This window comes from Marinobacter sp. Hex_13, assembly GCF_001566815.1.
GTDB lineage: Bacteria > Pseudomonadota > Gammaproteobacteria > Pseudomonadales > Oleiphilaceae > Marinobacter > Marinobacter salarius.
Genome location: NZ_LSMM01000057.1, coordinates 22092 through 37670 on the forward strand (window position 1 = coordinate 22092; position 15579 = coordinate 37670).

The 15579-nt window shown below is 56.1% G+C and carries 11 protein-coding genes; 6 read left to right on the forward strand and 5 right to left on the reverse strand.

The window, feature by feature from the left end; translation table 11 throughout:
- Positions 1–65 precede the first annotated feature (65 nt).
- The 5 genes from AXW11_RS14605 to AXW11_RS14625 all read left to right on the forward strand — a co-directional run bounded on the left by AXW11_RS14605 (position 66) and on the right by AXW11_RS14625 (position 5202).
- The gene (locus AXW11_RS14605; protein ID WP_075195324.1) at positions 66–2951 is read left to right on the forward strand and encodes a formate dehydrogenase subunit alpha; all 2886 of its coding nucleotides are present in this window, start codon (positions 66–68) and stop codon (positions 2949–2951) included.
- Between the two features lie 15 nt (positions 2952–2966).
- Positions 2967–3575, forward strand: coding sequence for a formate dehydrogenase FDH3 subunit beta (gene fdh3B / locus AXW11_RS14610; protein ID WP_007153241.1), 609 nt, complete (start codon positions 2967–2969; stop codon positions 3573–3575).
- 85 nt (positions 3576–3660) lie between these two features.
- Positions 3661–4833 (forward strand): formate dehydrogenase subunit gamma, encoded by a 1173-nt coding sequence (locus AXW11_RS14615; protein ID WP_091644549.1) that lies wholly within the window; start codon positions 3661–3663, stop codon positions 4831–4833.
- A complete protein-coding gene (locus AXW11_RS14620; protein WP_036202841.1) occupies positions 4830–4955 on the forward strand; it encodes a hypothetical protein in 126 nt (41 codons plus the stop codon). The genes AXW11_RS14615 and AXW11_RS14620 overlap by 4 nt, the downstream gene beginning before the upstream one ends.
- Positions 4948–5202: a sulfurtransferase TusA family protein gene (locus AXW11_RS14625; protein WP_051946750.1), complete on the forward strand. Its 255-nt coding sequence runs from the start codon at positions 4948–4950 to the stop codon at positions 5200–5202. The genes AXW11_RS14620 and AXW11_RS14625 overlap by 8 nt, the downstream gene beginning before the upstream one ends.
- Positions 5203–5245: 43 nt before the next feature.
- Here AXW11_RS14625 and AXW11_RS14630 read toward each other — a convergent pair whose 3' ends face one another.
- Entirely contained in the window at positions 5246–5785 is a 540-nt protein-coding gene (locus AXW11_RS14630; protein WP_036202834.1) for a cytochrome b, read from the reverse strand.
- A gap of 218 nt (positions 5786–6003) precedes the next feature.
- Here AXW11_RS14630 and AXW11_RS14635 point away from each other — a divergent pair, with 218 nt between their 5' ends.
- Entirely contained in the window at positions 6004–7689 is a 1686-nt protein-coding gene (locus tag AXW11_RS14635) for a SulP family inorganic anion transporter (protein WP_258955235.1), read from the forward strand.
- Between the two features lie 27 nt (positions 7690–7716).
- On the opposite strand, the gene AXW11_RS14640 is transcribed toward AXW11_RS14635, so the two are convergent.
- The 4 genes from AXW11_RS14640 to uraD form a co-directional block, all read right to left on the reverse strand.
- Positions 7717–9873, reverse strand: coding sequence for an EAL domain-containing response regulator (locus AXW11_RS14640; protein ID WP_286792421.1), 2157 nt, complete (start codon positions 9871–9873; stop codon positions 7717–7719).
- A 40-nt stretch (positions 9874–9913) separates the two neighbouring features.
- Entirely contained in the window at positions 9914–10825 is a 912-nt protein-coding gene (locus AXW11_RS14645; protein ID WP_036202825.1) for a diguanylate cyclase, read from the reverse strand.
- Between the two features lie 8 nt (positions 10826–10833).
- Entirely contained in the window at positions 10834–14445 is a 3612-nt protein-coding gene (locus AXW11_RS14650) for a CHASE domain-containing hybrid sensor histidine kinase/response regulator family protein (protein ID WP_091644543.1), read from the reverse strand.
- Between the two features lie 139 nt (positions 14446–14584).
- Complete coding sequence (gene uraD, locus AXW11_RS14655) at positions 14585–15100, reverse strand: 2-oxo-4-hydroxy-4-carboxy-5-ureidoimidazoline decarboxylase (protein ID WP_041334489.1); 516 nt, start codon at positions 15098–15100, stop codon at positions 14585–14587.
- Positions 15101–15579 lie beyond the last annotated feature (479 nt).

The following is a 15579-nucleotide window of genomic DNA, read 5'->3' on the forward strand; positions in this document are numbered from 1 at the left end:
TTGCGAAAGGCTCTTGAATGGCCACACCTCCGTAAAACGAGAATAAAAAGAGAGAGGTAATTGACATGTTAAGAAAGAAAACCAACGGGGTAGCGAAAGGCCCCCGTGCTGGTTCTTTACTTTCATCCCTCGCTGCCAAAACCATGGATCGCCGTGGTTTCCTGGCCGCCTCCGGTGTCACAGTGGGTGGTCTGGCAGCTCTGTCACTAACATCCGGCCGCGTTGAGGCCGCTACCCCATCGACGGAAGGTGGGAAAATTGTTCGCAAAAAGTCCGTGTGTACCCACTGCTCGGTTGGCTGCACGGTCGAGGCTGAAGTCCAGAATGGCACCTGGATCGGGCAGGAGCCTGGTTGGGACAGCCCCTTCAACCTGGGTGCGCACTGTGCAAAAGGCGCCTCAGTACGTGAACACGCTCACGGCGAACGCCGTCTCAAGTACCCGATGAAAATGGTCGGCGGACAGTGGCAGAAAATCTCCTGGGACGAAGCGATCAACGAGATCGGCGACAAGATGCTACAGATCCGGGAGGAAAGCGGTCCAGATTCAGTCTACTGGCTGGGAAGCGCAAAGTTCAACAATGAGCAATCCTACCTTTTCCGCAAATTCGCTGCCTACTGGGGCACCAACAACGTTGATCACCAGGCCCGGATCTGCCATTCGACCACGGTTGCCGGCGTAGCCAACACCTGGGGCTACGGTGCGATGACCAATTCGTACAACGATATCCACAACTCGAAAGCGATCTTCCTGATCGGTGGTAACCCTGCGGAAGCGCACCCGGTGTCGCTGCTGCATCTTCTCAAAGCCAAGGAAGAAAACAACGCGCCGCTGATTGTCTGCGACCCTCGCTTCACCCGCACCGCCGCGCACGCGGACGAGTATGTACGGTTTCGTCCGGGCTCAGACGTCGCGCTGGTCTGGGGCCTGTTGTGGCACATCTTTGAGAACAGCTGGGAAGACAAGGAGTTCATCCGCACCCGCGTGTACGGCATGGACGACATCCGGCAGGAAGTAAAGAAATGGAACCCTGAGGAAGTCGAGCGTGTAACCGGTGTGCCTGGAGCACAGCTTGAGCGCGTCGCTCGTACCCTGGCGAATAACCGCCCTGGCACGGTCATCTGGTGCATGGGTGGTACCCAGCACACCAACGGCAACAACAACACCCGCGCCTACTGTGTGTTGCAACTGGCACTGGGCAACATGGGCGCTGCTGGCGGCGGCACCAACATCTTCCGTGGCCACGACAACGTTCAGGGCGCCACTGACCTGGGTGTATTGGCCGATACCCTGCCCGGCTACTATGGGCTGGCCGCTGGCTCCTGGGCTCATTGGGCTCGCGTCTGGGAAGAGGACCTTGATTGGCTCAAGGGGCGTTTTGCCGTGTGGGACAAGGATGGCAAATCCAGAGCCATGATGAACGAGAAAGGCATACCCGTATCGCGCTGGATTGACGGCGTTCTGGAAGCCAAGGAAAACCTGGAGCAGCCCGACAACACCCGGGCTATGGTGCTGTGGGGCCACGCGCCGAACTCCCAGACCCGGATGCTGGAAATGAAGGAAGCCATGGAGAAACTCGACCTGCTGGTCGTGGTGGACCCCTTCCCCACCGTGTCTGCAGTGCTGCACGACCGTAAGGAGGGCGCTTACCTGTTGCCGGCGACCACACAGTTCGAGACATCGGGCTCGGTCACCGCTTCCAACCGATCGCTCCAGTGGCGTGAAAAGGTCGTTGAGCCGCTGTTCGACTCCAAGGTCGACCACGAAATCATGAAGCTGTTTGCGGACAAGTTCGGTTTCACCGATCGCATGTTCCGCAATATCGCCATTGAAGGCAATGAACCGGTCGTCGAGGACATCACCCGTGAATTCAACCGTGGCATGTGGACCATCGGCTACACCGGTCAGTCGCCAGAGCGGCTGAAAAAACACATGGCCAACCAGCACCACTTCGACAAGACCACACTGCGTGCGGTGGGTGGCCCCTGCGATGGTGATATCTACGGCCTGCCATGGCCATCCTGGGGCACACCGGAAATGAACCATCCGGGCACACACGTGCTCTATGACATGTCTTTGCCGGTGTCCAAAGGTGGCCTTACCTTCCGTGCCCGCTTTGGCGTTGAACGCAACGGCGAAAACCTGCTGGCGGACGGCGTTTACTCGAAAAACTCCGAGATCAAGGACGGATACCCGGAATTCACCATGCAGATGCTGATGGACCTGGGCTGGGATGGCGACCTGACGGCCGAAGAGCGGGCCAGCATTGATGCCGTTGCCGGCCCCGAAACCAACTGGAAAACCGACCTGTCTGGCGGCATCCAGCGTGTGGCGATCAAACACGAGTGCGCGCCCTTTGGTAACGCCAAGGCCCGCGCCATCGTCTGGAACTTCCCGGACCCCGTGCCGCTTCATCGCGAACCCCTCTATACCAACCGCCGAGACCTGGTGGAGGACTATCCGACCTACGAGGACAAGACCTTCTGGCGTGTCCCGACCCTGTACGAGTCCATCCAGAAGAAGGACTTCAGCAAGGACTTCCCCATCATTCTGACCTCAGGCCGATTGGTTGAGTATGAAGGTGGTGGTGACGAGACCCGGTCCAACCCGTGGCTGGCGGAATTGCAGCAGGACATGTTCATTGAAGTGAATCCGCGTGATGCGAACAACATGAACATTCGTGACGGTAAGGATGTCTGGGTGTCTGGCCCGGAAGGCGCACGCATCAAAGTCAAGGCCATGGTGACCGAACGGGTCGGCGAGGGCGTCGCCTTCATGCCGTTCCACTTCGGCGGACACCTGGAGGGCAAGGATCTGAGGGACAAGTATCCGAAAGGCTCCGACCCCTACGTATTGGGTGAATCCACCAACACAGTTCAAACATACGGGTATGACTCGGTCACACAGATGCAAGAGACCAAGTGCACCCTGTGTTCGATTATGCCGGCATAACAAGAGGTGTAGATCATGGCCATTGAAGGACAAGCAAGAGCGAAATTCCTTTGCGATGCCGAACGCTGCATCGAGTGTAATGCCTGCGTAACGGCCTGCAAGAATGAGCATGAAGTCCCCTGGGGCATCAACCGTCGACGCGTGGTGACCATTGAAGATGGCAAGCCCGGTGAGCGTTCGATCTCGGTAGCCTGCATGCACTGTTCAGACGCGCCCTGTATGGCCGTCTGCCCCGTGGATTGCTTCTACCAGACCGAAGACGGTGTGGTTTTGCACTCCAAGGATCTGTGCATTGGTTGTGGGTATTGTTTCTACGCTTGCCCATTCGGCGCCCCTCAGTTCCCGCAAGCGGGCAACTTTGGCAGCCGTGGCAAGATGGACAAATGCACGTTCTGTGCGGGCGGTCCGGAAGAAGACAACTCCACAGCGGAGTTCTCCAAGTACGGGCGCAACCGTATTGCGGAGGGCAAGCTGCCGATCTGTGCGGAAATGTGCTCCACCAAAGCCTTGTTGGCCGGTGACGGCAACGAGGTAGCGGACATCTACCGCCAGCGTGTGGTGAACCGTGGTTTTGGTTCAGGCGCCTGGGGATGGGGCACAGCCTACGAGAAGAAGGGCGCGTAAGCCCATTGGATGTTTCCGGGGCCCTGGGGCCCCGGCATTCGTTAAGGCAACGGATTCTTTTTGTTCATTCCGCTGGAGTGCTTTCATGAACTGTAAACTATTCGGTGCCGCCGTTTTTGTGCTGGCGACATTGGTCTTCAACCCTGTGTGGGCGCAGGACGTTCCCGAGTCTGACCAGATGTCTACCGGGGGCGGCCAAACCCTCGAAGACATCATGGCCCGGCAGGAAAGACTGAAAGCTGACGGGGAATCCCGTTCCAAAGAAACAGGTAATCCCGCCAATGCGGCGCCGATCAACGAGCCACTGGGCACCCGTGGCGGGCGTTCCGATGCTGATGCCTGGCGCGGCATTCGCTACGACAACATCGACATTGAAACCCAGGTTCGCAACCCGGCGGCCGATGTTCTGATCCAGGACGGCGGCATGCGCTGGTACCAGTTGCGTGAAGGGCCGGTCATCACCTACGGCGGCGGTGCCATTCTGGGCTTCATCGCATTGCTGGTGGTGTTCTATCTCATTCGCGGCAGGATCAAAATCGAAGGCGGCCCTGCGGGCACTACAATTGAACGGTTCAAAGCCGTCGAGCGGTTCGGCCATTGGCTGCTGGCAGGCTCGTTTATCGCCCTGGGCCTGACGGGGCTGATCACCCTGATGGGGCGAAGCTTCCTGATCCCGGTCATGGGGGCCGACGCCTTTGCCACCCTGGCTGCCGGCTCCAAGTGGGTCCACAATAACGTTGCATGGGCGTTCATGCTGGGGCTGGTGATGACGTTTGTCATGTGGGTGGCCCACAACATTCCCAACAAGCTGGACTGGCAATGGCTCAAGGCTGGCGGCGGTATCTTTACCAAGAGCCATCCGTCTGCGAAGAAATTCAACGCCGGCCAGAAGATCATTTTCTGGACCGTGATGGTGCTGGGCGCCTCAGTGTCCCTTTCCGGGCTATCGCTGCTGTTCCCGTTTCAGATGCCCATGTTTGCCGATACCTTCGGCATCATGAACAGTGTTCTGGGTACCAGCTTCCCGACCGATCTGGCGCCCCACGAAGAGATGCAATACGCCAACCTCTGGCACTCGATTGTCGCATTCGTGATGATGCTGGCCATCATTGCCCACATTTATATTGGCTCGGTTGGCATGGAAGGCGCCTTCGATGCCATGGGTAACGGCCAGGTTGATGTGGAGTGGGCGCGCCAGCACCACGATCTGTGGGTGGCCGAGGTTGAAGCCAAACAGGGTAAAGGAGGGTCATCGTGAAAGTCATGATTTCAGCGTTTGTCGCGGCGCTGGTGATTGCCTTTGCCGCCCCGCCCGTTCTTGACCAGTTCGGGTGGTCCTCCGCCACGCAAACCAGCAGTGAGAATGTGCGGCTTGACTGAACAGTCCCAGATGCATGAAACAGAGGTTTACCAGATCGATGCCATCGGTTTGGTATGCCCACTGCCCGTTCTGCGTTTTAAGAAGCGCACCCAGGGCCTTCCCAGCGGCACGCAGGTTGACTTCCTGGCCGATGATCCCAGCGGTCGTCGGGATTTACAGGTGCTGTGCGAGCTGACCGGGCACCGGATTGAATGGGTCCGTGAGGAGGATGCCGGGGTGCTTCGGTACCGCATCTGTCTGGCTTAGCGATCGCACCGGAACAGGCCGGCTGCGGTCCTCGCATGCCTACTCAAACCATTCGGCGGAAAATACCATCCCCACGGAGCATATGGCGAAAGGCCGCCGCGATATGGCCTGCGACCAGAACACCTAGCGTTATGGCTAGCCACCCGTGTATCGCAAACAAGCTCCCAGCCAATTCCTTGTCCTCCGGCACAAAAGGCATGGCGGGCAGTCTGACATCGCCCACGATGCCCAAAGCCGGATACGCCGTCACACCGGCCCAGCCAAACAAAGGCGTAACCACCAACATGACGTAGATCAGGTGGTGCATGCTCTTGGCTGCAATCTGCAATGTGCGGGGCATGCTCTCGGGATAGGGTGGGCTTTTTACCCGTATCTTAACCACGATCCGCAGGATCATCAGTAGGAGCACGGTAAAACCTATGGCTTTGTGCCCACTGTACAAGGTATTCGTCAGCGCCCCCCAGATATCAGCTTCCGCACGCGACGCCATCCAGAGCCCGACGGGTATCAACGTCAGGACCATCAGCGCCATTACCCAATGCAGTACCCGCCAGCCCGCGGGGTATTTCTGGATCTGTTGCATACGCCTTCTCCATCAGCGAATTTATTCGTGCACTCTCCAGAGGCCAGCAGAGGCCAGAGGCGGTGCCATGCAGCCTAATGACAGCATAGATCATTGAGTCGAATTCTACTTTCTCTATCCCGATGCTGGTAATGTGCTATACGGTTATCAAAGCCCCTTAAATGGAGAGCCGGACCGGATACGTGCGTTACACCGACACGTTGCCAATTGGAATTGTTATGCGGGCATCCTCAAGTAAACTGATCGTCAGGCTCTTCCCCTTCCTGACATGGGCCAGACCCACGAGACGGCAGAACCGGGCGGACGCCATTGCCGGCATCACGGTCGGGTTGGTACTGATCCCCCAGGCCCTGGCATACGCCCAACTCGCGGGGATGCCGCCCGTTACCGGTCTCTACGCGGCACTGCTGCCGGGCATTGTTGGGGCATTGTTCGGTTCATCGTCACTGCTTGCGGTCGGGCCTGTGGCATTAACCAGCCTGCTGACCTTCGCGGCGCTGCAACCGTTGGCCGAAGCGGGGTCCCCGGAATGGGTGGTGATGGCCATATGGCTCGCCCTCTATTCCGGGCTCATGCAGTTTCTTATGGGCGCGTTCCGCATGGGCATTCTTGCCAACCTGATCTCGAACGCTGTCGTTCAGGGATTCGTGAATGCGGCTGCCGTCATCATTATCGTTTCACAGATCCCTGCCCTACTGGGCTTCGATACAGGCGCCGGCGAAAACTGGCTATCCACTCTCTGGCAGGAATGGCAACACGCCCCCTGGCGGCTGGTCGCAACCGCCGGGTTCGGCCTCGGTGGCGTGGCAGCGCTGCTGCTACTCGGAAAATTGACCGCGCGCCTGCCTGCGGTGATGGTCGTTACACTGATTGGCATCGCCGGCAGTTATCTGCTGGGATTTGGAGAGCTTGGCGGCTCGGTCATCGGTCCGGTCGGAAGCGGACTTCCCCAGCCTTCATTGCCTCTGACACTCTCCGTTGACCAGCACCTGGCGCTTCTGCTGCCCGCTGCGATCATTGCACTGATCAGCTTTACCGAAGCGATGTCCAGTTGCCGCACCATGTCGCGAATAACAGGAGAACCGTGGGACCGGAATCAGGAGTTAATCGGTCAGGGTCTGGCCAAAATGGCCAGCGGCTTCAGCGGTGCCTTTCCTGTCAGCGGTTCGTTCTCCCGCACGGCGCTGAACGCCTACAGTGGCGCGAAAACCGCGAGGGCGTCCCTGATCGCCTCACTGCTCGTGCTGATCTCTCTTTTCGGGTTTACCGAGCTCCTGTATCACCTGCCGACCGCGATCCTCGCCGCCATCATCATTGTGCCCGTCACCCGGCTGATTGATGTCCGCTCGCTTACCCGATTGAGCCGTGAAAACCCCAAGGATGGCATGGTAGCTCTCGTCACCCTGGTGGTGACACTGGTCACCGTGCCAAACCTGTACTGGGGAATTCTGGCGGGCATAGCGGCGTCTTTGCTCGCCTTCCTTCATCATCATGCCGTGCCGCGAATCATTGAACTGGGGGTTCATGAGTCAGGTGGGTTTCGTGACCGACATCTTTACCAGCTGCCGCCCATTGCCGAGGGGGTTCTCGGGGTACGTATGGACGCCTCACTCACTTACCTGACGGCACCGGTTCTGGAGCGCTCCATCCGCAAGCGCGTGGATGCCGCCCCGGATCTGAGAACCGTGCTGATTTCTGCATCCTCCCTGAATCAGGTCGACTCTACTGGCCTGGATACCCTGCAGGACATCTGGTCATTTCTGGATGCAAGAGGCATTGCCCTCTACCTGTCCGGCCCAAAACTTCCGTTGAGGGAGGCCCTCTCAAGGACAGGGCTGGCCCAACTGATCAAAGAGGAGAATATTTTCGCGACCGACGCGAAAGCGATTGAGGCATTGACGTAAAAGCCGGGGCCATCTCAGACGCAGCGTTCAGTGCGACTTCTCGACGAAAAAGGTCCACAACGGTGCCGGGCGCCCAAAGAAGTACCCCTGTAAATACACCCCCGGATGGTGGGTTTTCAGGAAATCAGCATGTTCTTGCGTTTCCACTCCCTCCGCCACAACTCGAACATTCATGGATTCACCTATACGTTTCACCATATCGACGATATCGGCGGACGTGGAATCGTTTAGCGCCGAAAGCACAAACGACCGGTCAATCTTGATTTCCGATATGGGCAATCGGCGCAATTGGGAAAGCGAGGAATAACCTGTTCCGAAATCGTCCAGCGAGAACGTGCAGCCAAAGTTCCGTATCTTCTCCATCTTTTCGACAACGGCGTCCACATCTTTCACCATCACGCTTTCCGTCAGCTCGAACGTAATCAGCGCGGGCGGGTAACCCGAGTCTGCAACCAACCCGAGGATCGCCTCAGCAAAATCCTCTTCCGCCATGTGCTTGGCGGAAATATTGATTGAGCAGCGGAGCTTTCGCGAATCTGCTCTCATCTGAGCCAACATTCCCAGGCACACGCGAACGATATGGCGCTCCAGGGCGACAATTTGCCGGGTTCGCTCGGCAAAAGGAATAAATTCGCCGGGCCCCAACAACCCTCTTTCCGGATGATCCCAGCGAACCAGAAGTTCGATGCCCGCCAGTTTCCGGTCCGGGCTATGCTGAGATTGAGCATACATTGCAATTTCGTTCTCGGTAATCGCTCGGGCCAGTTCCGACTCCACCGCCATCTGCCGCCGGATATTCTCGCTCATGGAATCTTCAAACACCGCAACAGCCCGGTTCGAGTCCTTCGCATTTCGGTGCGCCGTTTCGGCATGGCGTAAAGCCAGGGATGGCATGTCGGAGCTTTCTGTTGGGTACAGCGCAATGCCACCGGTTGCCTCTATCGTCAACACCCCTTCCGAGCGATAAGGCACGGGTTCCCGTAGAGACTCCTGAATACGCTCGAACACCTGCAGGGCTATCCGATAGGCTTCATCCAACGTCCACTGCTTTGGTGCCAGCACGATTCCAAACTCATCGCCCGACAGACGAGCGATGGAGTCGTCTTCATGGCAGGCATTCCTGAGCCTCTCGGCAAATGTCTGAATGACAATATCACCGCAGTCGAAACCAAAGGTCTCGTTTACATATCGGAAGTTGTTGATATCAACAACGATCACCGCAGTGGCCATGCCACCGTGATGACACAACTTCAGCACGGTACTCAGCTGGTCCAGGAAAAGCGCCCGGTTGGGGAACCCGGTAACGGGGTCACGCCAGGTCAGCTCTTCCAGCCGCTGCTCGGTTTCTTTCAGGTTGGTGATATCGTTGAAGACCGTCACGTAGTGGGTCACCTGGCCGTCCTCGGCCCTTATGGTGCTGATCGTTCTCAGCTCCGGATAAACCTCGCCATTCCTTCTGCGGTTGTAGATCTCCCCCGACCAGTGATTATGTACCCCCAGATAGTCCAGGATACTGGTGCTGTTATGGCGCTTATCCACGCGCACATCAAGAACGTCATGATAACGACCTAACGCTTCGGCTTCAGAGTAACCGGTAATGCGGCTGTAGGAGGGGTTCACTGCGGTGATTTTGCCCTCGTGATCAAGCACCGCGATACCTTCCGAGGTCGACATGAAGGCCTGCTCATAGAGGTTCGTTGAGTCAGCGGCACGGCCCCGTTTCTGCTCCTGCATCAAGCGCCAGTTCAACTGGTCCGACTGATGCAATCTTTCGTTTAACGTTTGATTGAGCTCGACCATATGATCGAGCATGCCTTTCAGGGAAATGTGCGTGCGCACTCTTGCCCGCACGGAGGGGATGCTGATTGGCTTACGAATAAAATCCACAGCCCCCACCTCAAATCCCTTTTCCTCACTGTCTGTGTCAATGAGCGCCGTGATGAAGATAACCGGAATGTGCTGAAGTTCCTGACGCATCTTCAGCCGTCGACACATTTCCAGACCATCCATGTCTGGCATCATGATATCCAGTAGCAATAAATGAGGACGTTCTCCCCTATCGAGAAGCCCCAACGCCTGTTTCGCACTGGTGGCCACGATAATGTCATGATCGTTTTTCAGTGCATCCGACAACACGCGTATATTGGTGGGTTCGTCATCCACGACCATGATCTTGGGTTTCACCTGAAAGAGGCGCGTTCCAATCGAGTCGTCTCGGTCCAGCTTAGATAGCAGGTCTGACACAGCTACGCCCCCCTTCCCTCTTTGCTTCATAAAGATACTGATCCGCTGTTTCCTTCAACTCTGAAGCATTCGTCCCTTTGTGAGGAACGACAGCGTAGCAACCGACTGACACTGAAAAGCCAGGGCAATCCTGCCCGCTTCGGCGACACTTTTCGTGTTCGTTTGCCAGAACCTCCTCCAGACGTTTGGCCGCCCGAACCGTACTGTTGAGCGTGGCACCGGGCAGCATTGCTACAAACTCATCGCCGCCGAGTCTTGCCACCAGATCGCCCGCACGGCCGAACGCCTTTTCCATGGACGTCGCCAGCAGTTGCAGGCAAACATCACCCTGGGCGTGCCCATGTTGATCATTAATACTTTTGAAATGGTCCATATCCACCAGAGCAAGGCCGAGGGAAAGTTCCTGTCGAAGCGCCCTCCGCCACTCCAGGTCCAACTGCTGCTCAAACATCCGTCGGTTGCCGATCCCGGTCAGTGTATCCCGCAACGCCTGGGCGGCCAGCAAATTCGTCTTTCGCTTAAAATCAACAAAGGTTGAAACCTTGGCACTCAGAATGATCTTGTTGAAAGGTTTGAGGACATAATCAATAGCGCCTTCCCTGAACGCCTCTTCAATATCGCTGCTCTGGTCGGAAGCGGACATACAGATCACCGGCAGTTCCTGGTAGAGCGGGTCCGACTTCAAGCGTTTAAGAAACTCAATACCGTTGCCATCGGGCAGGTAGAGGTCGAGAAGTACAAGGTCCATGTCCGGCGAAAGGCATCGCTCTGCCTCGGCCAGCGTCTTGGCAACAACGAGTTCGCAGGCCGCCCCCAGTATCCCCACAAGACTGGCGATACCAGTGGGATTATCTTCCACAACAAGTACAACTGGCTGTTCTTCATTACTCATTGTCTGGCCTATCCCTCCAGTGGAACATCGTCCAATAGTGTGAGTGCGAGCGGGAAGTCATAGACCTCCAACGCTTGCCTCAGTTGGTTCGCCAGTTTCATCTCGCCGCTGGCAATGAGGTGATTCAAGATCACCCTCAAATCTTCATCTTCAGCGATACGATTGCCACCCAGTTTCGTCTTAACACGAGAGAGCACGATTTGTAACTCTGCGTCGGTTTCAGCGACATTGTCGCCAGAAGCGATCAAGCCAAAGTGCTGCTCCAAACGTCGGCTGTGCTCCAAGATCAGGTTGAGCAACTGGGGCAACATGGACAACGAGGTATGGTCCTCCTGGGCGTTCTCAATCAGACCAGCCACCTGCGCAAGCTCTGTATCGGCAATACTGGCAGCAGCCCCTTTGATCTTGTGCGCCATGTGACGGGCATCTTCCGCCAGCGTTGCCTTCCGGACATCAGCAACCATCTCCGCGGAACTGGCAATAAAGCTTCTGACACACCGAGTGAACAACGCTTGATCATCACTGAAAAGACGATCGTAAGCCTGACGTGAAATAAAGTCCGGCATGTCCGTTACCGCCACCTCCGTGTCGTTGAATACCTCACTCTCGTCGGACACCTCGGGCGTGTAAACCACTGACCGACGATCTTCAAAGTAGGTTTCCAGCAGTAACTGGATATCCTTGGGAACCACCGGTTTGGTGAGATAGTCCTGCATTCCCGCCGCCTTGGCCGTCATGCGGTCGTGATCGGAAATAGAGGCCGAGAGCGCAACGATGATCGAGTCATTTGCGTTGGCACAGCCATGGATCCGCTCGGTCACCTCCTGGCCGGTTTCACCGTCCAGGTGAAGGTCCATCAGTATAAGGTCGAAGCCCCTCTGCCCCAAGCGCTCAACGGCCTGGTCCCCTGTCTGGACAGACTGCACATTGACACCAAACGATCTCAGGTAACTCTCAACAATTTCGCAGTTCAAGGGCACATCGTCGACCACCAGCGCGGATAATCCGTCAAACTGGGGCTTGCCCCCTCCCCGCGAATCCGGCTTATTCCCATGTCTTTGGGAAAAGTGCTCGAAGAGCTTTGATGGCGTCAGGGGCTCAAAGGCCATGTGCCCGCCGGAACGCTCGAAGTCCGCCACCCAGTCCCGCCAATAGCCGGCAGAGGCAATGATCAGTATGGCCCAGAGCGGGTACCTGCCGGGATCGGTCAGGAGCTCGGTCACGAAACCGTCCAGCAGGCTCGGTTCCGTGCCTTCCATATCAATCAGGAAGAACCTGTCTTCGACGTCTTCAACCTTCGCAATACTCTCAAGGATAGCGGGCCACTGAGCCATATCATCGACGGTTTCAAGTGTCAGGCGCCAATGCTCCCGATAATCCTCGAGCAAGGCCAGATTGGCACGGAAACCGTAATGGAAGACGTGAATCGGCCTTCCCGTCCTCGAGGAACTTACTGTGCCATCATCCTGGGAGACACCGACAGGCACCAAAAGCCGGAAAGTCGAGCCCTTGCCAATGTCGCTCTCCAGGGTCAGCTCCGCCTTCATCAATAATGCCAGTCTTTGGCTGATGGCAAGGCCTAACCCGGTCCCACCGAAATTCCGGCTCGTGGATTCGTCCGCTTGCCGGAAGTTCTCAAAAATTCGCCCCTGGTCCTCGGGTTTGATACCCACACCGGTATCCACAACTTCAATTTGCAGATAGCCGCTTGCCTGACTCTCAGTCCGATAATCAATCCGGACATCGATACCGCCCTTGCGGGTGAATTTGACGGCATTACCGACAAGATTGGTGCATATCTGGGAGATGCGTAGCAGATCGCCCGACACACGATTGGGTGTCGCGGGATCAATAGACACCCTGAGTTTCAGGCCTTTTTCTTCCGCAACAATGGCAAACAGGTCAACGCTGCGGTGAACCAGCGCATCGATATCAAATGGATGGATATCAAGCTCAATGTGATCCGCTTCGATCTTGGACAGATCAAGAATGTCATTCAGAAGTTGCAGGAGTGCCTCAGACGCCGAGAAGGCTTTCTTAACGAGCCGCCGTGGGTGATCCTCCAACCCGGCTTCCTGCAACAGCACCAGAACACCGATAATCGCGTTCATGGGTGTGCGGATCTCGTGGCTCATATTGGCAAGGAAGGCCGTTTTGACGGTCACCGCCGATTCCGCCTCCTGCTTCTGTTCCTCAAGTTCCGCGTTCAGAACTTCCAGCTCCTTTTCACGCTGCACGATATCGGTTACGTCAATCGTGGTCGCCATGAAACACCGCTCACCCTGCAAAGTCACCGGGTGATAACTGACCACAACATCGCGGATCTCACCCTTGCGGTTTTCAAGCGAAGCACTGGCCTGAACGCTCTTCCCTTCCAGCGCCTGCTGATAATGTTTGCTGCGCTCTTTGACGAGGTCGGGGCCAAGCATCTGCTCCAGATTCTGGCCAATGGCCGCTTCTTTACTGAACGGGAACCAGTGTTCTCCGTAGGCGTTCATAAAACGACACGTGAGTCGGGAGTCCCAGACAGACACGGTTAATGGAAGGTGGTCAGTCAGCGTGTTGATGAAATTCAGGCTTTCCTGCAGCTCAGCTGTTTTCTCAACAACCTCACTTTCGGCGCGGCGGCGAGCGTTGGCCATGAGCGCAAAGACCAGAAAAATCAGGGCATTGATAACAAGGCCGCTGACCAGAATGATAATGGGCTGCTTACCGGCATTGAACGTTTCAAAACGCCGGGTAGTCTGGACATCGAAATGCCACTGACGACCATACATATCCATCACGTAAGACGTCTCGAACATGGGAGTAGGGTCGTAATTGTCGCCACGGGTTTCATCGAGTTCACTGTACAGGCGGGATTTACCGTCCGTAACCCGAAAGTGAACAAGCCGGTTGACGTTGGCGAGCGTGCCTTCCATCAGTTTCGACATGATGAAGGGTGCGTAAACCAGCCCGCTGAACAATGACTCACGTTGATCGGCCGGTGGCACCTCTGCGGATTGGTAGAATGGCCGAAAGAAAAGGAACCCTGGTGTTTTTTCTTCATCCTGTACCAGTACGATAGGGCCCGTGATCTGGGTTTGGCCGGTTCGCATTGCTTTGAGCGCGGCCTGGTATCGATTCGATTCATGAGCCATGTCGAGCCCGACGGCCGCGTCATTAGACGCCTCCGGCTCAATGTAGACAATGGGCCAGAAGTCATCGCCACCATGGGAAGGATGCACCCGGAAGTAGGAACGCTCCAGTTGTTTTTCCGCGATATAGTCGCCCAGATTTTCCGCGGAGACACGCTCAATAACGCCGATACCATTAATACCCGGCAAACGCTCCTGAAGCGCCAGCACTTCGCTGAAGCGCTTCCACATTTCCAGGTTCACGCCGCCCTCTGAGGCACGGATAGCACCGGCACCGGACATCAATGCAAATTCGTACTTCTGCATCCGATCCCGCAGCAGTTCATTGAGCTGTTTCACCTGATGGTCAAACTGCTCCCCGGCCTTCTCCTCTGCAATTCGGGACGAAACCTGCCAGGCGGTAAGGGTAAGCAGTAACGAGAGGGAAATCACCACCCAATGAAGTAAGGACAGTGACTGAAAGGACTTCCATGCGTTGAACATATCTCGGCCCACATCCTGTTAGGAACAACACGATAAAGTGTAGTTCAGTTTCGGAGTGAGCACGAAAGGATCTGCGTCTCAAAAGACTAATAAATCTATACTTTGAACCAGATGCACAAAAGGTTCGGGGCTCCGCCCACTACATGGCTTGCAGGCGGAATAAGGCAATTTTATTGATCTCGCTCAGGGCACGCTGAAATTCCTGTTCGGGAGAGTTGTGAATGCGCTCTTCGAACGACGCCAGTATCTGGTGTCGATTACTACCTCGCACCGCCATCACAAAAATAAACCCAAACTTGGCTTTGTACGCCTCATTCAGCCTGACAAAGCGCTCAAACTCTTCCGGGCTGCAATCCTGAATGCCGGCACCGGCCTGCTCGGACGTACTGGAGGCTGTAAGCTCTCCACGCATAGCGGCTTTGCCTGCGAGATCAGGGTGGGCGTTGATCAAGGCCAACTGGGTGTCGCGATCCGCACTGAGAAGGATGTTGGCCATCCGCTCATGCAGGCTTTCGACCTCATCACATGTCTCATCGATGCCCATCTCATAGGCTTTATCCGCTACCCACGGTGAATGCTCATAGATGTCCGCAAATGCGGCTACGAAGTCCTCGCGCCCAAGGCTGGACGGAGTCAGGGTTCGAAAACGGCTCATTGTTTACTCCTGATACCTCAATGAATGCGATTGGCGCCCACGCTTCAGAGCGAAACACCATAATATCGTATACAATTAACATAGACACCAATGTGAGGCAATTCTTTTTGCAGGCCGGCAATATCTCTGGCTTCAGCATGGCGATCACTCACCACCACCAAGCCACAAAAGATCCACAAAAGACGACATTTATTAATTTATGGGATACAATATTCCTATATTGTGTATTCACTTATGACTGGATTATGTTACTCTTTGATCAGGTCATCGTGGCCACGGCGGGGAGGTGTTGTGACATTCGATCTGCGAACCTTACCCGCCCTCCTGCAACACACTCGACTTGCCTCAGTGTGTTTTTACCCGCCTCCCGGCGGGTTTTTTTTGGTTCATCGCACTTTACCGGGAAACGCTGCTTTTATCTTAAGGAAGAAGTAGTCGTTGTCCCGGTAGCCATAGGCCATCCGTTTGATGACCTTAAT